Genomic DNA, 21,958 nt, shown 5'->3' on the forward strand with positions numbered 1-21,958 from the left:
GGCAAAAATAAGGCTTAATCCTATGGTGTGGGATGCGGGATGTGGGGTGTAAAGTTTTTCTTTGTTTGTGTTGCAGATTGTATAGAGATGTTGAGTAAACTAACATTTTTTTGATAAAAGTTGAAAAAAGTTTTTGCCGATCGCTCCTTAAATTACAATCAATCAATTGTTGAGACTCAACCTTTGTATATTCTGAATCCTGACAAAATCGTGCAGTTAAGTAGAAAATATCAAACTTACCCAATTTAAGTATGGCAGAAAGTAGAAATTAAATTGCACAATCCCGAAAATAATCTGAAGACATAGATATAACATCAAAAAATGCACATAAGATGTGCAGTAACCACAACAGTTGAGAACCATCTAGATCATATTTGTCAATAGCAAAAATGTTTTACACAAGAGTTCAAGACAAAGTTCATGGTTCATGTTGCATTAGTTGTATCAGTTTATTAAAGACGTACATCAATAAATTAAGTATTTATCTCTAGGAGATTGCATGAAAATAGCAGTAGCTAAAGAAATAGAAGTTTGTGAACGTCGGGTATCATTAATTCCTGACATTGTAGCCAAATTAATCAAACAAGGATTAGAAATTTATGTAGAAACTGGTGCGGGAGAAAAAGCATTTTTTACTGACGCTGACTATGAAGCAGCAGGAGCGAAAATAATTAGTGATCCTGCTACATTATGGGGTGAAGCAGACATAATGTTAAAAGTCAGTCCACCCCAAGAAAGAGAAGATGGACGTTCTGAAATAGAATTACTGAAAACTGGATCTGTTTTAATCAGCTTTCTCAACCCATTAGGAAATCCCCAAATAGCGCAAAAATTAGCACAACGGCAAATTACAGCTTTAAGTATGGAATTAATCCCCCGTACTACCAGAGCGCAAAGCATGGATGCTTTATCTTCCCAAGCATCACTAGCAGGGTATAAAACCGTACTTTTAGCAGCAGCAGCATTACCAAAATATTTTCCGATGTTAACCACTGCTGCGGGTACGATCGCACCTGCTAAAGTATTTATTATGGGTGCGGGAGTTGCGGGTTTACAGGCGATCGCCACTGCAAGGAGACTAGGAGCAGTAGTAGAAGCCTTTGATATTCGTCCAGCCGTCAAAGAAGAAGTACAAAGCTTAGGGGCGAAATTCGTGGAAGTTAAATTAGAAGAAGAAACTACAGCAGCAGGTGGTTACGCAAAGGAAATATCGGAAGACAGCAAAAAACGCACCCAAGAATTAGTTGCTGAACACGTCAAAAATTCCGATGTAGTCATTACCACCGCCCAAGTACCAGGCAGAAAAGCACCCATCCTAGTTACAGAAGAGATGGTAAAAGCCATGAAACCCGGTTCTGTAATAGTAGACTTAGCAGCAGAACAGGGTGGAAACTGCGCTTGTACAGAACCGGGTAAGGATATTGTGTGGAACGGTGTAACCATTATTGGACCGATTAATTTACCTTCATCTATGCCTGTACACGCTAGTCAATTGTACTCTAAAAATATTACTGCATTAATGCAGTTATTGATTAAAGATAAGGCGTTACAGATTAATTTTGCCGATGATATTGTTGATGCTGCTTGTGTTACTTATGGTGGTGAAATTAGAAATCAACGGGTGAAGGATGCTTTGCAAGCTGTTGTGGTTTAGTTTTGAGGATTTTTTAGGGACGAACCGCAAAGAACGCAAAGTACACAAAGGAAAGAGTGTTAGAGAGAGATTTTCCGTTTGTTCTCTAAATTCTCTCTGCGCCTCTGCGTCTCTGCGTGAGCTAACAATTTAACATCTTAAATCAAAATGAATGAAACTTTACTAGCGGCTTTATTTGTGCTTGTTTTGGCTTCTTTTATCGGCTTTGAAGTCATTAACAAAGTTCCCCCGACTCTTCACACTCCTTTGATGTCGGGTTCTAATGCTATCTCTGGCATTTCGGTAATAGGTGCAATTCTCGCTGCGGGGGAAAGAAACACCAATTTATCAGTAATTCTCGGTTTAATTGCGGTGATATTGGCAATGGTTAACGTTGTCGGTGGTTTTTTGGTTACAGACAGAATGCTGCAAATGTTTAAAAAGAAGGATGTTAAAGCATGAATACTTTTATCCCTACTGGGATTCAGCTAACTTATTTAGTAGCTGCATCTTTATTTATCTTTGGTTTAAAAAAGCTCGGTTCTCCTGCAACTGCACGTAATGGTAATGTGATTGCTGCGGTGGGAATGTTATTAGCTGTGGTTGCCACTTTATTAGATCAGCACGTATTAAATTACGAGATGATCTTAGTGGGTTTAGTCATTGGTTCTATTATTGGGGCTGTGGCAGCTTACAAAGTGCAAATGACGGAAATGCCCCAAATGGTAGGTTTACTTAACGGTTTGGGTGGTGCATCTTCCGCACTTATCGCTGTGGCAGAGTTTTGGCGGTTGTTGGGAAGTTCTCAACCTATCACCCTCGCTGTCAACATCTCTATGTTATTGGATGTGTTGATCGGTGGTGTGACGTTAACCGGTAGTTTTCTGGCTTTTGCTAAGTTGCAAGGTTTGGTTAGTGGTACTCCTATTACCTTTCCTTTGCAACAACCTGTTAACCTCTTGCTTTTAGGTACATACTTGGCTGGAAGTGCCTATTTAATCATGTCACCGGATAGTTTACCCGTGTTTTTAGCGGTGGTGGCGGTTTCTTTGGTGTTGGGGGTAATGTTTGTATTACCCATTGGTGGCGGTGATATGCCGGTGGTGATTTCGCTGTTAAACTCTTTATCAGGTGTTGCTGCTGCGGCTGCGGGTTTTGTGGTGATGAACAATATGTTAATCATCGCCGGTGCTTTGGTGGGTGCTTCGGGTATCATCCTTACCGAAATCATGTGTAAGGCCATGAACCGGTCGTTATTCAGTGTGTTATTTAGTGCTTTTGGTTCTGTAACTACTGCTAGTGGTGGCGGTGCTGCGGGTACAAGTAATCAAACTGTTCGCAGTATAGATCCTGAAGAAGGGGCGATGATGTTGGGTTATGCTCGTTCTGTGGTGATTGTACCAGGTTATGGGATGGCAGTTGCTCAAGCACAGCATAGCGTCCGGGAGTTGGCGGATCAACTAGAACGCATGGGTGTGGATGTGAAATATGCGATACATCCGGTTGCGGGGAGAATGCCGGGACACATGAATGTATTATTGGCGGAAGCTAATGTACCTTATACGCAGTTATATGATATGGAGGATATTAATCCCCAGTTTGAACAGGCTGATGTAGCGTTAGTGATTGGTGCTAATGATGTGGTGAATCCTGCGGCGCGTAGTGATGCGAATAGTCCGATTTATGGAATGCCGATTTTAGAAGTTGATCGAGCGAAGCAAACTATTGTGATTAAGCGTGGTATGAGTGCGGGTTTTGCTGGTGTGGATAATGAGTTGTTTTATAAGGATAAGACGACTATGTTGTTTGGTAGTGCTAAGGATATGGTGGCTAAGTTGGTTAGTGAGGTGAAGCAACTTTAGGTTAATTTTAGGGGGTAGGGGCATAGCAATGCTATGCCCTTACTTTTTTTCTCACGCAGAGACGCAGAGGCGCAGAGAGGTTTGTTTCGCGCAAAGACGCTAAGGAGCAAAGGCGCAAAGAAGAATAAAGTTTATTTATTTAATTTAGATAATTTCGGAAAATTTTCAGGTAATCCAACTGCATCACGAAAATAAGATTGATTAGAAATTATCTTTTCCATATTCTGAAAACAATCTTGAATTACAGACTCTTCATCAGAATATAATTGACCTATTTTTCGAGCAACATCATAACTAATTGATTTATTGCTACCCCAACAGACAGGTATTGCCCAATCATCAAATCCATCTGCTTTAGCTTTGATGTAAGCATTATAAAGATCGGGCATTTCATCTTTATATTCTTCCATTTTATCTATCTCAATAAACCATAAACTAATCATATGGTTGTCAAATTGACCGCTGAATGAAGGCTCATAATCACCAAATTTATCCCAATCTTTTGAAAAATCTAAATCTTCCCACCATAGTACATGACATTCTCTATAGAAAGTTTGTATTTCATCTGTTTCATAATTATCCTCATCTTCATTTTCATATTCATATTCTTCATCTTCATCATCGAAACAATTAATTTTAGGTTTAACTACTCCTTCAGGTTTCATCCAAATTGTTGACAGATAATAATTGTAAGCAAAAATATCACATGGAGTCACAGCTTCAAAACAAACTAATGCTCCTATATATTCCTCACATAATCTTGCAAATAATACTCCTTCATCATCCCAACCTGACCTTTCTTCCCACTGTAGACCATAACGCCCATAACCATCTGAATCGAAGAAAATAGAATTACCTTTGATTTCTAGATTAGAAACCGATGTTGTTTCTCCTTCAGCTACAATTTGCAAAATTAAATCTTTTACTTTTTCCGGCTCAGTGGTAACAACTTCTGCTCTAGACCAAAAACTATAACCCATATTTACCTTTGTTTAGCTTTGTTTATTTGACTACGCAAAACAAATATACTATAATAGTTATTACTCGTCAAGACTAATTATCTAAGGAGTATTACATAATTATGGGCAGTCAGCAATTTTTAGATGATGAACTCTTACAAAGAAGAATTGAGAAATTTTATGGATATGGTAATTATGAAGGAAAATATTGGTTTATTGGTATGGAAGAAAGGGGAGCAGAAAACTTTGAAGATGCAAATTTACGAATCAATACATGGGCAAATAGAGGACAGCAAGAAATAGACGATGTTGCAGAATATCATGAAGATATGGGAGGGTGGGGTAAAAATAACCAACCGACCTGGAATAAGTTGATTCGTATTTTATTAAGTGCAAAAGGTAAGGAAAATATTTGTTTAAAAGATGTTCATGACTATCAATTTGAAAAATTATGTAGGAAAAATCAAGAAACTTGTTTATTAGAATTATTACCTTTACCTTCAACATCTATTAATGATTGGATATATGATAAATATTCTCAACTCCCTTTTTTATGCGATAGAGAAACTTATGCAAATTATTGTGTTGAAAAACGAATAAATCATATTATTCAAAGCATAAAAGAACATCAACCTAAAGCCGTTATTTTTTATGGTATAGGATATGAATATTCTTGGAGGAAAATAGCAAATATTGACTTTACAAAAATTGAAGTTGCAAAAACAGAAGATTCAAAAAAACACCGTTTCTTTATTGGTAAAAATAACCATACTATATTTGTGATGGCTAAACACTCTAATGATCGTGGTGTAACCAATGACTACTTTCATTATATTGGTAAATCAATAGCTGCTAAACTAGCGGAATAATACTTTTAGCTCTATCTTCTCCTCTTCCTTCGTGTTCTTCGTGTCTTCGTGGTTCGTTAAAAAAGGATATTAGGGGAAAAGTGCGATCCTTTGCGACTTTGCTCCTTTGCGACTTTGCGCGAAACTCTCTGCGTTCTCTGCGTCTCTGCGGTTCGTTTAAAAAGAGATGTTGGGAAGTTGAGGGGATGCGATCGCTATTTGGGAAGTTGAAGGGGTGCGATCGCTGTTTGGGAAGTGGAGGGGGTGCGATAGCGCAAGTGCTGACTTGTCAGTTCGCTGTTTGGGGAAGTTGAGGGGGTGCGATCGCTATAGTATAATTATAAAAAAGTCAAAAGTTTAAACAATATGGCAACAGGGATACCTAGTAGAAATGGGCGTAATCATAAACAAAATACAACATCTTTCCGAATTGAATATGAAGGAAAAATGCCTATAGAAGATATATTAAAAATTCAGCCGGCTAACTTAAATCATATAATTAGCGTTGAGGGATATCCTAGAAATCAACTAATATATGGCGATAATTTAAACGTTCTTCGCACATTATTAAATAATGATAATGTTGCCGGAAAAGTTAACTTAGTATATATTGATCCACCTTATGCAACAGGTAGCAGTTTTGAGTCTCGTAATAGCAATCATGCTTATCATGATCTCATCGAAGGTGCAGAATATTTAGAATATTTGCGTCAACGTCTTATTTTAATTAGAGAAATTCTCTCAGAAGAAGGTTCTATTTATGTTCATTTAGATGAAAAAATGGCTTGTACTGTCAAAATTATCATGGATGAAATTTTTGGAGTTAAAAATTTTCGGAATTGGATTACTAGAAAAAAATGCAATCCTAAAAACTATACACGCAAACAATATGGTAATGTTGCCGATTTTATTCTTTTTTATACAAAAACAGATAATTATGTATGGAATCAACCTTTTGACGCTTGGACAGAAGACTCGATTAAAAAAGAATATCAATATGTGGAAGAAGGAACAGGAAGACTATATAAAAAAGTTCCTATTCATGCTCCAGGAGTAAGAAAAGGAGCAACAGGTCAACCTTGGAGGGGTATGTCACCACCACCGGGTAAACATTGGCAATATACACCAGAAACATTAGATGAAATGGACGCAAGGGGAGAAATATATTGGTCTGCAAATGGTAATCCTAGAAGAAAAGTATATTTAGATAATAGTCAGGGTATTTCCATTCAAGATATTTGGCTTGATTTTAAAGACGCTCACAATCAAAATATTAAAATTACTGGTTATCCAACGGAGAAAAATCCAGAGATGATGAAACGGATAATTATGGCTTCATCAAATCCGGGAGATATTGTTTTAGATGCTTTTGCAGGAAGTGGAACTACTCTAGCTGTATCTGAAGAATTAGGTAGAAAATGGATAGGCATTGATAATTCTCCATTATCTATTGATACTATAATTAAACGTTTAGTTAATGGTAGTGAAGCAATGGGTGATTTTGTTAATGGCAAAAATGGTAATTGTAAATATAAACAAATAAACTTAATTGACGTTAATAGAATTTTAAAAACAGGTTTGGACTTGTATATTGAAGAATCAGCAAGTTTAGAGTTAATTTCTGGTCAAATCATCAAAAATTGGAATAGTAAACTTAACTATCTAACCAGCTTTGTGTAAATCTCTCGTCTAACATTTTCAAAGTACAAACCATTACTCTACTTTGTCCATATTGTTCTAAATTAGCGTAATCATTCCACATAGAACCTAGAAGTAATCCAGGACCATCATTCAGCATCAATACTTTTAATGGCAAATTGTATGTTTTAGCATAACCCAAAATTTCTGTGATTTTATCTCGATTTCCTCCTATTCTATCATCTTCTTGAGAACCTCCTCTGTCGGAGTCATAACGAGCAAATCCAACTACTAATGGAGTCCCATCTAAGCGAGAGATTAACATATCCGCAGGAATTTGAGATGGAAAGTTATTCAAAGCCTTATGTAACATGACATCTTTCCCCCCACGAATCGGTCCTTTAATAGAATAATCTTTGCTAAATTTTTCGTTAAACCATAAGAAAAAACTTTCTGTTAAATCATACCCTTTTTTTCCTTTTGTTTTGTATTCAAGAAGAAGTGCCATGAGAGTTTCATCAGGTATGGGACGACTGTGCAACTTTTGTTTAACTTCCTCTATCGGACGAAATTTATCACTAAAGTTTCTGATAGTATTAGGTATATCGCCTTTCTTTTTAGTCATTTCTACAGATGTATCTGGAGAGACGTATCTACGAAAAACTCTAAGTAATTGATTTCGTAAAGGATTACGTTCTTTAGAGATCATCTCCAGTAATTCTGTAGACGTTTGTGCTTTATCAACAAGTTCTATAAAGCATACTTGTACTTTTTCATAAAGTATTTTAGCCTCATCTAAGTAATCTGGATAGAACGGTGAATCAAATAAATATAGTAATCCACTTAGATGCTGTTGTTTTGTAACTGGCAAACGTAGTCAAAATTATTTCCTTATTCTCATAAACAGTACAGGTTATTACTATAAGCAATAGTGGTATTTTTGTCCAGGTATTTGTTAAAAAAGCAGTAGTTACTCACCTATAAGTATGCTATATCTGAAACTTCCAAATATCGCTCTCTCTTCTCCTCTTCCTTCGTGTTCTTCGCTTCTTCGTGGTTCGTTAAAAAAGGATGTTGGCGAAAATGAGCTATCCTCTGCGTTCTCTGCGTCTCTGCGGTTCGTTTAAAAAGAGATGTTGGGAAGTTGAAGGGGTGCGTTAGCGTTCGCGTAGCGTCTCGTAGAGATAGCTTACCGAAGGTATCACTTTTTGGGAAGTCGAGAGAGTGCGTTAGCGTTCGCGTAGCGTCTCGTAGAGATAGCTTACCGTATCGCTTTTGGGTGGTTTGAGGGGATGCGATAGCGAAGCACCAAGCAAAAGCATCGCTGTTTGAGGATGATGGGATTTAGGAGATAGTGCTATAATTTAAATAATCAAATTCCAGGATAAATTATATGCCAGTAGAAGCCATTTATGAACAAGGAACATTAAGACTATCACAACCGATAAAACTAGCAGAAGGAAGTAAAGTACAAGTAATTATCATTCCTCTAGAATCTAATTATCAACAGAAAAAAACATTAGAAATTTTGCAAGAGATTGCTGAACTTCCTTTAGAGGGGAAAACAGATCCTTTTGATGGCAAAGATCACGATCAAGTTTTATATTGTCAATAGTTTATGATTTTTGTAGATACGGGTGCTTGGTTTGCTAGTGTTGTTCCTTCAGATTCCAACCATAAAAACGCTATTTTATGGTTAACTAATAATACAGATTCTTTAGTAACAACTGATTATGTAATTGATGAAACATTAACTTTATTAAGAGCAAGAGGAGAAGCAAAAAGAGCAATTATTTTAGGTGAAGCTTTCTTCTCAGGTAAATTAGCAACTATATATTATTTAACAGAAGAAGATATTCGCCTAACTTGGCAGCTTTTTTGTGATTATTCTGACAAAGAATGGAGTTTCACGGATTGTAGTAGTAAAGTTATCATGGAAAAGTTAGATATTATCCAAGCATTTTCATTTGATTATCATTTTCGTCAATTTGGTATTTTTCAAGTCGTTCCGTAATGTATCGCTATTTGGGAGGTTGAGGGAGTGCGTTAGCGTTCGCGTAGCGTCTCGTAGAGATAGCTTACCGAAGGTATCGCTTTTGGTGAGGTTGAGAGGTGCGATCGCATAGGTTATTGTAGGCGATCGCTATAATATTTAAGCAATAGCAAATTCAGTATATTTCCTTTCATCAGGAGGATGAAAAGCTAAAACAATATCAAGATTAGAAATACCTAACTTCATTAACTCATTAGCTATTCCTTCCTCAGTCCAATCTTCTTCAATCCAAATTTTATCATTTTTAATTCTGACATTAACTTGAATATTATTAGTTCTTTTCTTACCATCCCAACCCAAAAAACACCAAATGTAGTGATAGTTATTATCATCAAAAACCAAACAACTTTCATCAGTTAAATTTGTTGCACCAGAAACCCAATTATGATATTCTGTGAGAACTTGTTTAATTGCTATTTGATATTTTTCTAGTTTATCCATTGTAATATTTCCTCCTTTTCTACATTCACGACAATGATCAAAATTTGATTTAATTGGACAATCTCTTTAATTGAATCTCTTGTAAAAAAGTTTTGATATGTACTTTCTTTAATAGCCAAATAAATTGTATAGTCTGGTTCTGTGAGAGTAATTAAATTACGATATAAAATATATTGCCCTAAAGCTATTTCAAAATCTCTCATGGGAGAAGGACTAAGAAAACTCTTAATTTCAACAATTATTTTCCGTCCACTTTGTTCTGCTGCAATCGGTTTTTCTGCGGATAGATCAGCGAACAATTCAGCATCTTTATACTTGATTTTATAAGGATCAGCCGTAATTGTCCAACCATCTTTAATTAAAGCGTTTTTAACAGCATCGTGGTAAATATCTTTTGCTGGCATTGTTTTTTTGATAATATTGAGTAAACACTCGTTAATCTTAATAGTACAATTATATCATATACTCAGGCGTTAGCGTTCGCATAGCGTCTCAAAGAGATAGCTTACCGAAGGTATCGCTGTTTTGGAAGTGGAGAGGGTGCGTTAGCGTTCGCGTAGCGTCTCGTAGAGATAGCTTACCGAAGGTATCGCTATTTGGGAAGTTGAGGGAGTGCGTTAGCAAAGCTTACCGAAGGTATCGCTTTTGGTGAGGTTGAAGGGGTGCGTTAGCGAAGCTTACCGAAGGTATCGCTTTACCAAAACAATAAAAACCTCAATCAGATATTGACAATTAATAAATCAGAAGATAATATAAAGGTAGGCATAGCCTGGGGGTAGTCGTATGACTGCCGCATCATAAACCGCTCGCGTAGCGGTTTTGTTGTTTTTGGGGGCTATCAAAGCAATAATACTTAATTCCCAAAGTAGTAACATAATTCTGCTGCTTTTAACATCACTTCTGTGGTAATAGGAAGATAAATAATTTCTGCTTTTATTTGATTCAGTTTTCTAATTCCTGATAACTTATTTGCCCTCAATAATTCCCGTCTAATTTCATAATCTATAATTTCTGGTAAAATTACCTCATAACCTCTTTCAAAAAGACTATAAAACCATTCTTGACATTGCACATCTAGAGGATTTGCTTTAGGATTAGTAATTAATCCCACAGGTGCAGAATCTAAAACAATAACCTTACTCATTTTATTTTAAATTGAAATACTATTCATAGATTCAATAATTTCTAAAGTTTCTTGTTGTTCTTGTTGATCATCTGATTCATTCCATGACTCGAATAATCTTTTAATATTAGTTTTTCTGTGTTCTTTTTTAATTGCATCACTTTTATTAATTTCATTAATAGCATTTTCCCAGTTCTTTAAAGATGTCTGTTTCATCGTCACACTTTGACGAAATAACCGGACAATTTGTAGTAATTCTGGTATTTATTCTTCTGGAGTATGTTCAATTTCTAGTAATAAATCATTGCGGGGTTTCGTTGATGATTTATCTGTAATGGATTGGTGATTGTTAATCATAAAATCCTAGATTTTATTATTTTGGTATATTATCAGTATATCAAGAACTTAGTAAAATTCATTTTAATTCTTAATAAAAATATGATTACTACGCAGTTATAATAGAATAAACTTTTTCTTGAGTTAACCAAGCTGCATAAAGTAAAGATTGACGAATATCTTCAGCTTCTAAATCAGGATATTCTTCTAAAATTTCCTCTATCGGTTTACCATTAGCTACCAGATTTACCACTAAAGAGACAGGTATTCGCATTCCTCGAATACAAGCTTGTCCTGCCATAATTTGTCTATCAAATGTAATTCTGTCTAAATTTAACATAAAAATATTTGTTCTTCACTATCTTTGATAGTAGCATAAATTTATCTATAAAAAAGAATGTTTGGGAACTTGAGGAGGTGCGATCAACAAAATTAATCTAAATCTTCCTCAGTCAAACCAGCATCTTTCAAAATACTTCTGAGTGTACCAGTAGGTAAATCACGATTACCATGAACAGGGATAGAAAGAATCACACTCATACCTTCCTTAACATAGATATGATGACTACCTGTAATCCTTTTCAAACTCCATCCATAGCGTTAAACAATCTTACACAGAGATTTACCAGAAACGGATTTCATAAAGATAACTCAATTAACTGTTTTTCTGGTTCAACTTCTTCTTGCTGACTAGCAACTTCTAACCAACCTTGAACAGCATCTTTTAACATTTCTAATAAATGTTCATAACTTTCACCCCAGGTATGACATCCTGGTAAAGCTGGTACAGAACCACACCATACACCATCCTCTTCCCAAATAATTGCTTTTATTTTCATGGACAATTTGTTGGAATAAATATAAATATCATATCAGAAATTATAAAAAATTTCTCAGTAAATCCAAGTAAATCCAACTTAGCGATCACGCAAGTGCTGACTGGTCGGTTCGCTGTTTTGGAGGTTGACGAAGTGCGATCGCATAGCTTACCGTAGGTATCGTTTAACAACAGAAATTATGATTAAACTGGAAAAAAATCAGCATCTAAAATTTCATCAGAGGAAAAAGGATTATCTTCAGGAAAAATAGATAAAGGAAGTCCAGTTTCAATCGCTGCTTCTTTACGAGCGTGGTGATAACAATTATCCAAAACTTCTAAATAATAGCCTTTTAAACTAGGACTATCTAAAAACGCATCTTGTAATCTTTGACGATGTTCATATATTGTATACAACCAACTATTTGACCTGTTTTGAGGTTGAAAATTGTATTTAAGCAAGTGCATAATTAAAACTCGTAAATTACTTTTTAAAGCATTTTTTTCACTTCTTCCCATACTTTCAACTTCTTCAATTAAATTTTCTAATTCTAATTCTGAAAACTGCTTATTCTTTAATAAATAAGCGGTTTTTTTAATCCATAAATTATAATCTTCTGCATAAAAATTATTAGTTAATATCATAGATGGATGTGTCATAGTTTTCTCCTTAATTTCTGTAGTTTTTTTCTATTACAAAACGAAGTGCGGAATGTGGGTTAGTAGTGAGGATTTGACTTTACGGTAAAATACTCAATCAAATTAAACAAATTAAACAGCTAAAAACTTTTGAATCACATCCTGACTCAGTTCTGTGGTGAAACCAGAGGCGACAATACCACCTTTTTGCATGGCGTAATAGTAATCAGCCTGACGGACAAAGTGTAAGTGTTGTTCTACTAATAACACAGAAATACCTTTAGTTTCTACGATGCGACGTACTGCGGCTTCAATTTCCAGGATGATTGAGGGTTGTATTCCTTCTGTGGGTTCATCTAAGACGAGTAACTGTGGTTCTCCCATTAAAGCACGGGCGATCGCTAACTGTTGTTGTTGTCCACCGCTCAAGTCACCACCCATCCGGGATAACATAGTTTTCAACACCGGAAATAAGCTAAAAACTTCTTCAGAAATTTCGGCTTTTCTTGATTGTTTCTGTCTAGCTTCTAACCCTAGAAGTAAATTTTCTCTGACTGTTAACCGGGGGATGATCTCTCGTCCTTGAGGAACATAACCAATTCCCAGTTTTGCCCTTTGGTCTGGAGATTTAGAGTTAATTAATTCTCCATTTAAGTTAATTGTACCACTGCGGGGTGAGAGTAACCCCATAATTGTTTTGAGTAGAGTGGTTTTACCTACACCATTACGTCCAATTAAACAGATCATTTGCCCTGGTGGTACGCTTAAATCTACGTTGCGTAAAATATGGCTTTCACCGTAGTAAACGTTAAGTTGAGAAATTTTTAGCATCAGTTTTTTGATTCTCAATAGCGGTTATGATTTATCTAAGCTCCAGACCATCGGGGTTAAAAAACAGCAGTTTTATTCTGGCTGTTCTCCTAGATATACTTCGATCACACGGGGGTCATTTTGGACTTGTTCAAAATTACCCTGACATAGTACGGAACCTTCATGTAATACTGTCACCGTCTTGGCAATTTGGCGGACAAATTCCATATCGTGTTCAATGACTAGAATTGAATGGCTTTGGGCGAGTGTTAATAGTAGTTGTCCGATATTATAGGTTTCTTCGTCCGTTAAACCTGCTACTGGTTCATCAACTAGTAATAAGTCGGGGGACTGTGCTACTAACATCCCAATTTCTAAACGTTGCTTTTCTCCGTGGGAAAGTAAACCGGCGGGAATGTCTGCTTTAGGGGTTAAACCAACTGTTTCTAATAAGCCTTTAATACTATTGTTTTCCGTAGCATGAGGGGGATTAAATAGGGTGGAAAATACATTTTTGTGGCGGTTAATAGTAATTTGTAGGTTTTCACGAGGGGTTAAGTTGAGGTAAATTCGCGGTGTTTGGAATTTTCGCCCAATTCCTAAGCGGGCGATTTCATGTTCAGGTAAAGAACGCAGATTTTTACCTTTGAATAAAACTCTCCCAACTGTTGGTTGTACTTTCCCGGTAATTACATCCAGAAAGGTGGTTTTTCCCGCACCGTTGGGACCAATTACTACCCGCAACTCTCCCGCATCCATACTAAAGTTGAGTTGATTGATAGCTTTAAAACCATCAAAACTGACGGTGACGTTTTCAGTTTCCAAGATTTTCGCGTTCATGTTGCACCTCTGGGTCTGCTTCTAAGTTGGGATATGTGGCGATTTTGCGAGGGCGATGGAAAAAAGAAATCTCTTGCTTTTTGAACCATCCCATGAGACCGTCAGGTAAGACTGTGACGACTATTAAAAATAGTGCGCCTTGAAAAAATAGCCAAATTTCGGCAAATTGTTCACTTAAAAAAGTGCGGGCATAATTGACTAATAAAGTACCGACTATCGCCCCGGTTAAGGTAGCGCGTCCCCCCACAGCCACCCAAATCACCATTTCAATAGAAAACCCAATATCCATGGTTCGGGGTGATACAGATCCACTTTGAAGTGTATAAAATGCTCCTGCTATCCCGGCGATCGCACCGGAGACTGCAAACACTAAAACTTTAAATTCTGTGGGGTTATAGCCAGAAAATCGCACCCGACTTTCATCATCTCGAATAGCGATTAATAATCGCCCAAAGCGTCCACTGGTCAACCAGCGACAAATCCCATAGGTGAGGGCGAGAACAATTACCGTCAGGGTATAGAAAATGAATTGGGTTTGGGAGTCACTGACATTTACCCCAAATAACGTTCTAAAACCTGTGAGTCCGTTAGTACCGTTAAACAGTTGTTGTTGACCATTAAAGAAGTTGAAAAATATAATTACTGCGGCTTGGGTCAATATGGAAAAATAAACCCCCTTGAGGCGATTACGAAATACTAAGTATCCTAATAATCCCGCTAGTAAGCCGGGAATGAACACCACCGCCACGGTAGCGACGGGAAAAGAATAGAAAGGATACCAAAACCAAGGAAGTTCTTTCACGCCATACAACCCCATAAAATCAGGTAATTCCCCGGAAGGAACTTGGAGTTTTAGGTACATGGCGATCGCATATCCCCCCAAACCAAAGAAAATCCCATGTCCCAAACTCAGCAACCCAGTATAACCCCAGATTAAATCCAGACCCAAAGCCACAATAGCCAGGGACAAAAACCGCCCCAGTAGATTCAACCGAAACCCCGACAGTATTGCTGGTATAATTAAAATCAGGATCAGTGCGATCGCTACCACCGCCCCAATCTCAATTAAAATTAACCTTCCTCCCTTCTGACTCATGCTCTGCGTCCTTTGTGGTTTAAACATCAACAGTACGACCTTTCTGGGGAAAAATTCCCCCAGGCTTCCACTGTAAAAACGCGATAATCAGTGCAAACACTAACACCTTAGCCATACTTGTGGTCGCAAAGAAATTCAACACATCAGCTAAAGGTTGAATAGGAGATAACACCACAGCTAGAGTCCCAGAACCAATTAAGAAATTAGCTGTACCAATTCCCAAAGCCGCCATAATAGTTCCTGCTAAATTCCCCACACCACCGACTACTACTACCATAAAGGTATCAATAATATAATTTTGTCCGGTGTTGGGTCCTACAGAACCGAGTAAACTAATAGCACAACCAGCTACACCAGCCAACCCCGAACCCAGAGCGAAGGTGATAGCATCCACCTTTTGAGTAGGGATACCCAAACAAGCACTCATACTGCGATTTTGGGTGACAGCACGAATCCTTAATCCCCAGTTAGAACGCTGTAAAAATAGATAAATTCCTCCTACACAAATTATTGTCAAAGCCATAATAAACAAGCGAGCATAAGGTAATTGGAGACCACCTAAAGACATTCCCCCTTGCAACCAACCAGGAGCCGTCACATCTACATTTTGAGCGCCAAACCAAGGTTGAGTAAACATCTGTTGCTCACTCAATAAATTTCCCATTGTTATTGTTATACCCAGAGATAGTAACAACAACAATCCAACAAACCATTTACTAACTTTCCCCCCATTACTCCGAGCATTTAAAATCTGTAAACCTCCAAAAAACAACAGACAAAATAGGAAGATGCCAATTACCAATAACCAATTCACACTGCGAACAAACTGTTGAAAAATTAAACTCACCCCCCAAGTAGCGAGGAGAGTTTCTAAAGGTCGTCCATACAGATAACGAATCACGCCCCGTTCTAACACTAACCCCACAAGAGCAGTGAATAGAAAAGCAATCATCAAAGCCAAAAATATATAAGAATCAAACCACACTCCGCCCAACTGTTTGCAGCCATTTTGTACCACAAAAGTCGTATAAGCTCCCAACATCATCAATTCTCCATGGGCCATATTAATCACGCCCATCAAACCAAATATAATGGCTAGTCCCAAAGCAGCAATTAATAATACTGCCCCAATACTAATACCATTAAATAAAGCTTCTAAGACACCTATTAACACTTATTTATCCTCAAGAAATATCAATAGTCAATGACTATTGACTATTGACTATTGACTATTAACTTAAATTTGCTTGTACTTACCACCTTTAGCCGGATCTGACCAATCACAGCCAAATCCTTGAGTTTCTTTGACAAATTGATTCCAAGGAATTGGCTCTACTGGTGCGGGGGTAGCATAGACAATATCGAATAAACCATCTTGTCTCACTTGACCAATGCGGACAATTTTTGACAAGTGATGATTGGCGTTCATCGTCACTTTACCTTCTGGTGCATCTAAAGTTTGACCATAGGCCGCAGTGCGAACCTTATTTAAGTCAGTTGTTCCAGCTTTTTCTACTGCTTGTTTCCATAAATAAACGGCGATGTATGCTGCTTCCATGGGGTCGTTAATTACCCGGTCTGCACCATACTCTTTTTTAAAAGCTGCTACAAACTTTTGATTTGCAGGTGTGTCTACTGTTTGAAAGTAATTCCAAGCTGCATAGTGACCTTGGAGATATTCAACACCAATGGCTTTAACTTCCTCTTCTGCAATACTTACAGACATAGAGGGATATTTATCTGCTGTTAATCCAGCCCCTTTTAATTGTTTGAAAAATGCCACATTGCTGTCACCATTGAGGGTGTTATAAATTACGCCACCATTGGGTAAAGCTTGCCTAATTTTAGAGATAATAGGTGTAACTTCTACGTTACCTAGTGGTAAATAATCTTCACCTACAGTTTTTCCACCTAAAGCTTCCAATTGAGCTTTAATAATGGTGTTGGCAGTCCGGGGAAATACGTAGTCAGAACCGACTAAAAAGAATTCTTTGCCTTTATTTTTTAACATCCAATCAACAGATGGTTCAATTTGTTGATTGGGAGCCGCACCAGTATAGAAAATGTTTTTAGAACATTCTTGACCTTCATACTGTACCGGGTACCAGAGCATATGGTCTTTACTCTCAAATACCGGCTTAACATTCTTGCGACTAGCAGAGGTCCAACAACCAAAAATGACAACAGTTTGATCTTGATCAATTAGTTTGGTAGCTTTTTCTCTAAAGGTATCCCAGTTAGAAGCGCCATCTTCAGTAATCGCTTCAATTTGTTTACCTAAGACACCCCCCGCAGCATTAATTTCTTTAATTGCTAATCTTTCAGCATCAACAACGCTTCTTTCACTGATGGCCATTGTCCCGCTCAGGGAGTGTAAAATACCTACTTTGATGGTACTACTGCTATCTGTAGCGGTATCACTACTGCCATTAGTAACAGTGGGTGAGTCATTCCCGCAAGCCTTGAGCAAAAGGCTAGTACCAAGAGTTGCGGAACTATAAAGTAAAAACTTCCTTCGGTTAAATTGTTTACTCATATTTTGGTTATTTTGTTACACTATCGGATTTGATGATAGTTCGATACTTTACCATGAAAAAGTTATCTAATATACAAAATTTTAATAAACAAGCGGTTTTTTCAATAGACTTCTCCGAAAAAGATGTAGGGACAATTCATGAATTGTCCCTACGAATGGGTTTCAGGTTATGCTTATATAATTTTCGGAGATGTCTAATACATAAATTATAATCTTCTGCATAAAGATTATTAGTTAATATCATAGGCTGATGTGTCATAGTCTTCTCCTTGGAAAAGATTTAAATTAAACCCCAAACCCCAAAACGACATCCAAAGCAGTATGAATTTCTGCCCAATACTCAGCTTCTAAAATACCCACCAACCCCAAAACTCGACGATAATCAACAGAACGAATTTGAGCAACATCAATAAAACGTTCCTGATCTAATCCATTAGTTACTGTTGCTTTGACATTGACAATATAGGGAGCTTGCTTACTTCCTGCTCGAAATGGCATCACAATTGTTAATAATCCATATTGATTCATAATATCATTTTGAACTATTAAACAAGCACGGATTTTTTGTGCTTCTGCTCCCACGGTTGGATCAAGATTTACCCAGCGAATTTCACCCCGTTTATAAGTTAAATTACCCTCTGGCATTAATACCATCTCCAGCTACATGATCCCAAGCAGAAATCTCATTTTGATAGTCTAAATCTTTTGCATCTTCTTGCAGTGCCGCAATTATTTCTGCTTCTAAAATTTTACGTCTTTGTTCTGCCAATATTGCATTAATATAAGCACTACGATTACCTTTTGCTTGTTGATCAATAAATTTCAATATATCTTCTTCTAAAGTAATTGTGACTTTCATCATTCTGTATGACTCATTCATCTTACCCATCAATCATACCACTTTTTTGACAATTTGCAAATACTCTGTATTCTCTGTGTCTCTGCGTGAAATAAAAAAAGATATTAGGGGAGGATGTGTGTTAGCGTATCCCTGACGGGACTCGAAGAGATAGCTTACCGTTCGCGTAGCGTGTCGAAGATAAAAAAGGATTTTGCGAAGTTTAAGAAGTGAATATAAGTGAATATAAATTATCCAGCAATAGGAATTTCCATGATAAAAAAAGCGATTAACTACAAAATATTTCCCAGTTAATCGCTTAATAAATATCATCAACCCCCAGGTAAAAGCTGATTACTGATTACTGATAGCTGAATGCTTACGTATTTTGTAGCTCAAACTACTTTACAGAAACAGCATCAACATCAACCGTATTATCTACAGTATTATCTGTAGATGTAGACTCATTGACTCTAGATTCTACATTACCTTTACGAGCTTTCCAACCGTCAATTACCAATCCAGAAACTTCTGAAACCAGCAATGTTAACAAAACCAGGTCATCAATTTGACCAACAACAGGGATAAAATCAGGAGCAATATCAATAGGACTAACAAGATAAGCTATTGTACCGATAATTACCCACCAACGATATTTAGGGTTACGCAGTACATTGCGATACCAAGTGTAAAGCGATTGAATAGAGAAGCTCATATTTTTAACCTCTAGTACCTGCAATTAACTTTTATTTTGGCAAATTATGTTCTAAACTCCCGGTAGGAATAACCGCCTTTTGGAGTATAGAAGATGGGTAATATTGATACTCCCCACGGCTAAAAGCCGGGGGCTTGCGTCTCGTTTCAGGGTCATGCTTTGTTAACTACTTAGGGGTTGCTGAGAAAGTCTTTCCGTGAGGGCATAGGAGTCAGGAGTCAGGAGTCAGGAGTCAGGAGTCAGGAGGAGATTTGAAAATTTCTTTGCCATCTCTTGAAATCCCAAAAAATGCACACTTTTTCCGGTATACCCTTCAAAACCCTTGCACTAATTTCTGTGTTTATCAGCCTCTAACCTTTGATATATCAAGGTTTTAGGTTTATTCAGCAAACCCTACTTACCTAGCGATAGAGTAGGTGAGTGTGGTAATGGTGCATTAATCTTTAAAATTAAAATGCCCTAGCATAGTTGCTCTAGTAATGGAGAGAGGAAACCTACAAAGTGGATATTTTAGATTTGTTTAACAAGGGCGGTCCAGCCATGTGGCCTTTGCTGGTGCTGTCAGTCCTATCTTTGAGTGTGATTTTTGAGCGTCTTTGGTTCTGGTTGCGGATCTTGACCCAGGAAAAAGAAATTGTAGAGCGCGTTTTAGATGCTGCTACCGATAATTGGGAAATAGCTACGGAAATCGCCCAAAAAGCCATTGATCAGCCCATAGGACGTTTTCTCTATGCACCCCTACGCTTACAAAAAAGTGATGCGGAAACCTTCCGACTAGCGTTAGAGTCCACAGCAGCAGAAGAAGTAGCAGGGATGCGGAGAGGAGAAAAACTTTTAGAATCTGTAATTGCCCTCTCCCCACTGTTAGGATTATTGGGTACGGTTTTAGGTTTGATTCAGTCCTTGCGAGCAATTAGAATAGGTGACTTGGGTACTGAATCTACAGCTGGCGTAACTACAGGGATTGGCGAATCTTTGATTAGTACGGCCGCTGGGTTAATAGTTGCGATCATCACTTTGGTATTTTATCGCCTGTTTCAAGGTTTTGTTGTTAACCAAGTTAAAGTTTTTAATAAAGCTGGCAATGATTTAGAGTTGCTTTACCGTCAGTCTCCACCAGATCCCAACAAAAGTACATTAGGAATAGTACGGGAACCCACACAGGAACGTTTTACTTCACCCCGTAAGCGACGCAAAAATAATTCTACTCCAACCCCAGAACCAGCTTCAGATACAACAGATAAAACAGACCAAAATCCCTTTCCTGACTCCCCACCAGAGCTAGAAAATGAAAGTTAACTTACATACTCCCATCGAAGAAGTTCAAATTCAAATCATTCCTTTAATTGATGTTGTTTTTTGTATCCTGACTTTCTTTTTGTTAGCAGCTTTGCAATTTACCAGACAACAGGCAATTAATGTGGATTTACCCAAAGCCAGCACAGGTACTACTTCCTCTGCTAGTTCACAGCTACGAAGTGACATTTTACCTGTAACTATTGATGCTGTTGGTCAAATTTACATTGAAAAAGAAGCTGTGAGACGGGAAGAGTTGCAAGCACGATTAAAGCAGTATATCCAAACAAATCCTAATGGTATTTTGGTGCTGAATGCCTCTCGTACAGCAACTTATAATGATGTGATTCAAACATTAGATTTGCTCCGACAAGTGGGAGGTAATCGTGTTTCTTTGGGAATTATTCCTGGAGCATCTCAACCACTGACTAATTCACCAAACTTTTCTACTACCCCGGTTGTACCAATACCTAATACTGTACCAATACCGGGAACTGACCCCCAAAATAATTTTAACCCTTCTCTACCCTCTGCACCCAATCCATTTCCAGCACCAGAGCAAGGGATTAATCCGGGAATTTCGCCCATAGTTCCCAACAACACCACACCCCAAGTACCTGTACCGCAAAATAGCGATTCTGCACCACAAAGGTGACACAATTTCCATCAAATTTTCTCAGTCTAAATTCCCTCAAACCCGGTTGCATAATATGGGCTAGGGGGAATTTTATTTTTAGCAATATCAAGAAATATTAGATAAACCTAAAGATATTTAAAATAAATCACTGTAGAGAAAAAACCTCTGCTAATTTATAAATAATTGGTTAAGCTACAAAGATTTTCCCATCAATAGACCAAGTAATTTATCGCGTAAATTCCGCTATCAGCACTCAGTGGGCGATTAGAAATCGCGGCTACATAGGCAAAACTCACCGTGGTGGATTTGGTTTGTGTAGTAGCGAATTATATTCGCCGATAGGGAAGCTTTTAAAACATTCTCTGACTTGATCGCCAATCACCATTTACGTTTCAAGGGTTGCGGCAATGAATATTACGACTCTGTTAATTGTTTGGATAGTCACGTCTATCAGTTTGTGGATTATTAGTAAGTTGCCTGTGGGTGTGGAAATTGATTCTCCACAGAAAGCGGTTTTTTCCGCAGCAGTTCTTGGTATTATTACCGCATTAGTTAGACCCATTTTAGGCGTTGTATTTACGATACCAAATTTAGCCACTTTTGACTTATTATCTGGTATCTTTACATTCATGATTGCTGTTGTTTGTTTTAGTATTGCCGCTTGGTTAGTAGAAGGTTTCCGTTTACGTTATGGGATTTGGAGTGCTGTTTTAGGAGCTTTTGCACTCACCATTATTAACAATATAATTTACAAATTACTGGGTGTGTAAATAGTTCATGATTCGTAATTCGTAATTCGTAATTCGTAATTCTTAATTGTCAGCATTCAGCTATTGGCTTT

Annotated in this window: 28 protein-coding genes; 10 read left to right on the forward strand and 18 right to left on the reverse strand. The window is 37.4% G+C overall.

The features are described from left to right. Positions 1–499 precede the first annotated feature (499 nt). From H5968_RS11080 to H5968_RS11090, 3 genes are all read left to right on the forward strand, one after another. Entirely contained in the window at positions 500–1,654 is a 1,155-nt protein-coding gene (locus H5968_RS11080) for a Re/Si-specific NAD(P)(+) transhydrogenase subunit alpha (protein WP_187039996.1), read from the forward strand. A 147-nt stretch (positions 1,655–1,801) separates the two neighbouring features. Further along, the gene (locus tag H5968_RS11085; RefSeq protein WP_096569218.1) at positions 1,802–2,095 is read left to right on the forward strand and encodes an NAD(P) transhydrogenase subunit alpha; all 294 of its coding nucleotides are present in this window, start codon (positions 1,802–1,804) and stop codon (positions 2,093–2,095) included. Next, entirely contained in the window at positions 2,092–3,495 is a 1,404-nt protein-coding gene (locus H5968_RS11090) for an NAD(P)(+) transhydrogenase (Re/Si-specific) subunit beta (protein ID WP_187039997.1), read from the forward strand. Before H5968_RS11085 ends, H5968_RS11090 begins: the two co-directional genes overlap by 4 nt. Before the next feature lie 131 nt (positions 3,496–3,626). Here the strand turns inward: H5968_RS11090 and H5968_RS11095 are convergent, their stop codons facing one another. Beyond that, the gene (locus H5968_RS11095) at positions 3,627–4,475 is read right to left on the reverse strand and encodes a hypothetical protein (RefSeq protein ID WP_187039998.1); all 849 of its coding nucleotides are present in this window, start codon (positions 4,473–4,475) and stop codon (positions 3,627–3,629) included. Between the two features lie 101 nt (positions 4,476–4,576). Here H5968_RS11095 and H5968_RS11100 point away from each other — a divergent pair, with 101 nt between their 5' ends. Both H5968_RS11100 and H5968_RS11105 read left to right on the forward strand, forming a co-directional pair. After that, positions 4,577–5,323, forward strand: a complete 747-nt coding sequence (locus H5968_RS11100; protein WP_187039999.1) for a hypothetical protein — start codon at positions 4,577–4,579, stop codon at positions 5,321–5,323. Positions 5,324–5,668: 345 nt separating this feature from the next. Beyond that, on the forward strand, positions 5,669–6,982 hold the full coding sequence (locus H5968_RS11105; protein ID WP_187040000.1) for a site-specific DNA-methyltransferase: 1,314 nt from the start codon (positions 5,669–5,671) through the stop codon (positions 6,980–6,982). Here the strand turns inward: H5968_RS11105 and H5968_RS11110 are convergent. Next, complete coding sequence (locus H5968_RS11110; protein WP_242027363.1) at positions 6,957–7,649, reverse strand: hypothetical protein; 693 nt, start codon at positions 7,647–7,649, stop codon at positions 6,957–6,959. The two genes, H5968_RS11105 and H5968_RS11110, sit on opposite strands and share 26 nt — an antisense overlap. Before the next feature lie 684 nt (positions 7,650–8,333). Here H5968_RS11110 and H5968_RS11115 point away from each other — a divergent pair. Both H5968_RS11115 and H5968_RS11120 read left to right on the forward strand, forming a co-directional pair. After that, complete coding sequence (locus H5968_RS11115; RefSeq protein ID WP_096668005.1) at positions 8,334–8,555, forward strand: antitoxin family protein; 222 nt, start codon at positions 8,334–8,336, stop codon at positions 8,553–8,555. 3 nt (positions 8,556–8,558) lie between these two features. Continuing rightward, positions 8,559–8,954 carry a type II toxin-antitoxin system VapC family toxin gene (locus tag H5968_RS11120; protein ID WP_187040001.1) on the forward strand — a complete coding sequence of 132 codons (396 nt, stop codon included), beginning with the start codon at positions 8,559–8,561 and terminating at the stop codon, positions 8,952–8,954. Positions 8,955–9,092: 138 nt separating this feature from the next. On the opposite strand, the gene H5968_RS11125 is transcribed toward H5968_RS11120, so the two are convergent. From H5968_RS11125 to H5968_RS11200, 16 genes are all read right to left on the reverse strand, one after another. Further along, entirely contained in the window at positions 9,093–9,434 is a 342-nt protein-coding gene (locus H5968_RS11125; RefSeq protein ID WP_187040002.1) for a XisI protein, read from the reverse strand. Continuing rightward, entirely contained in the window at positions 9,422–9,838 is a 417-nt protein-coding gene (locus tag H5968_RS11130; RefSeq protein ID WP_187040003.1) for a XisH family protein, read from the reverse strand. Before H5968_RS11130 ends, H5968_RS11125 begins: the two co-directional genes overlap by 13 nt. 449 nt (positions 9,839–10,287) lie before the next feature. Next, positions 10,288–10,578 carry a hypothetical protein gene (locus H5968_RS11135; RefSeq protein WP_187040004.1) on the reverse strand — a complete coding sequence of 97 codons (291 nt, stop codon included), beginning with the start codon at positions 10,576–10,578 and terminating at the stop codon, positions 10,288–10,290. 6 nt (positions 10,579–10,584) lie between these two features. Further along, positions 10,585–10,779, reverse strand: coding sequence for a hypothetical protein (locus H5968_RS25650; RefSeq protein ID WP_255427110.1), 195 nt, complete (start codon positions 10,777–10,779; stop codon positions 10,585–10,587). A gap of 223 nt (positions 10,780–11,002) precedes the next feature. Continuing rightward, complete coding sequence (locus tag H5968_RS11145; RefSeq protein ID WP_187040005.1) at positions 11,003–11,233, reverse strand: DUF433 domain-containing protein; 231 nt, start codon at positions 11,231–11,233, stop codon at positions 11,003–11,005. 92 nt (positions 11,234–11,325) lie between these two features. Continuing rightward, complete coding sequence (locus H5968_RS11150; RefSeq protein ID WP_241993511.1) at positions 11,326–11,478, reverse strand: type II toxin-antitoxin system HicA family toxin; 153 nt, start codon at positions 11,476–11,478, stop codon at positions 11,326–11,328. Between the two features lie 53 nt (positions 11,479–11,531). After that, complete coding sequence (locus H5968_RS11155) at positions 11,532–11,732, reverse strand: type II toxin-antitoxin system HicB family antitoxin (RefSeq protein WP_096569238.1); 201 nt, start codon at positions 11,730–11,732, stop codon at positions 11,532–11,534. A 182-nt stretch (positions 11,733–11,914) separates the two neighbouring features. Beyond that, positions 11,915–12,370: a DUF29 domain-containing protein gene (locus tag H5968_RS11160; protein ID WP_187040006.1), complete on the reverse strand. Its 456-nt coding sequence runs from the start codon at positions 12,368–12,370 to the stop codon at positions 11,915–11,917. A gap of 111 nt (positions 12,371–12,481) precedes the next feature. Continuing rightward, a complete protein-coding gene (urtE, locus tag H5968_RS11165) occupies positions 12,482–13,180 on the reverse strand; it encodes an urea ABC transporter ATP-binding subunit UrtE (protein WP_187040007.1) in 699 nt (232 codons plus the stop codon). A 72-nt stretch (positions 13,181–13,252) separates the two neighbouring features. Then, positions 13,253–13,999: an urea ABC transporter ATP-binding protein UrtD gene (gene urtD, locus H5968_RS11170; protein WP_187040008.1), complete on the reverse strand. Its 747-nt coding sequence runs from the start codon at positions 13,997–13,999 to the stop codon at positions 13,253–13,255. Continuing rightward, the gene (gene urtC, locus H5968_RS11175; RefSeq protein WP_187040009.1) at positions 13,974–15,095 is read right to left on the reverse strand and encodes an urea ABC transporter permease subunit UrtC; all 1,122 of its coding nucleotides are present in this window, start codon (positions 15,093–15,095) and stop codon (positions 13,974–13,976) included. Before urtC ends, urtD begins: the two co-directional genes overlap by 26 nt. A 19-nt stretch (positions 15,096–15,114) precedes the next feature. Continuing rightward, positions 15,115–16,269, reverse strand: a complete 1,155-nt coding sequence (gene urtB / locus H5968_RS11180; RefSeq protein ID WP_187040010.1) for an urea ABC transporter permease subunit UrtB — start codon at positions 16,267–16,269, stop codon at positions 15,115–15,117. A 63-nt stretch (positions 16,270–16,332) separates the two neighbouring features. Next, positions 16,333–17,631 (reverse strand): urea ABC transporter substrate-binding protein, encoded by a 1,299-nt coding sequence (gene urtA / locus H5968_RS11185; protein WP_187040011.1) that lies wholly within the window; start codon positions 17,629–17,631, stop codon positions 16,333–16,335. 285 nt (positions 17,632–17,916) lie between these two features. Then, positions 17,917–18,276: a type II toxin-antitoxin system PemK/MazF family toxin gene (locus H5968_RS11190; protein ID WP_187040012.1), complete on the reverse strand. Its 360-nt coding sequence runs from the start codon at positions 18,274–18,276 to the stop codon at positions 17,917–17,919. Continuing rightward, complete coding sequence (locus H5968_RS11195) at positions 18,263–18,493, reverse strand: CopG family transcriptional regulator (RefSeq protein ID WP_187040013.1); 231 nt, start codon at positions 18,491–18,493, stop codon at positions 18,263–18,265. Before H5968_RS11195 ends, H5968_RS11190 begins: the two co-directional genes overlap by 14 nt. 376 nt (positions 18,494–18,869) lie before the next feature. Continuing rightward, complete coding sequence (locus H5968_RS11200; protein ID WP_187040014.1) at positions 18,870–19,184, reverse strand: YkvA family protein; 315 nt, start codon at positions 19,182–19,184, stop codon at positions 18,870–18,872. Positions 19,185–19,685: 501 nt separating this feature from the next. On the opposite strand from H5968_RS11200, the gene H5968_RS11205 reads away from it, so the two are divergent. From H5968_RS11205 to H5968_RS11215, 3 genes are all read left to right on the forward strand, one after another. Then, the gene (locus tag H5968_RS11205; RefSeq protein WP_187040015.1) at positions 19,686–20,483 is read left to right on the forward strand and encodes a MotA/TolQ/ExbB proton channel family protein; all 798 of its coding nucleotides are present in this window, start codon (positions 19,686–19,688) and stop codon (positions 20,481–20,483) included. Next, the gene (locus tag H5968_RS11210; protein WP_187040016.1) at positions 20,473–21,135 is read left to right on the forward strand and encodes a biopolymer transporter ExbD; all 663 of its coding nucleotides are present in this window, start codon (positions 20,473–20,475) and stop codon (positions 21,133–21,135) included. Before H5968_RS11205 ends, H5968_RS11210 begins: the two co-directional genes overlap by 11 nt. A 389-nt stretch (positions 21,136–21,524) precedes the next feature. Next, positions 21,525–21,887, forward strand: coding sequence for a phage holin family protein (locus H5968_RS11215; RefSeq protein ID WP_096569269.1), 363 nt, complete (start codon positions 21,525–21,527; stop codon positions 21,885–21,887). Positions 21,888–21,958: the final 71 nt, after the last annotated feature.

This window comes from Sphaerospermopsis sp. LEGE 00249 (genome assembly GCF_014299995.1).
GTDB lineage: Bacteria > Cyanobacteriota > Cyanobacteriia > Cyanobacteriales > Nostocaceae > Sphaerospermopsis > Sphaerospermopsis kisseleviana.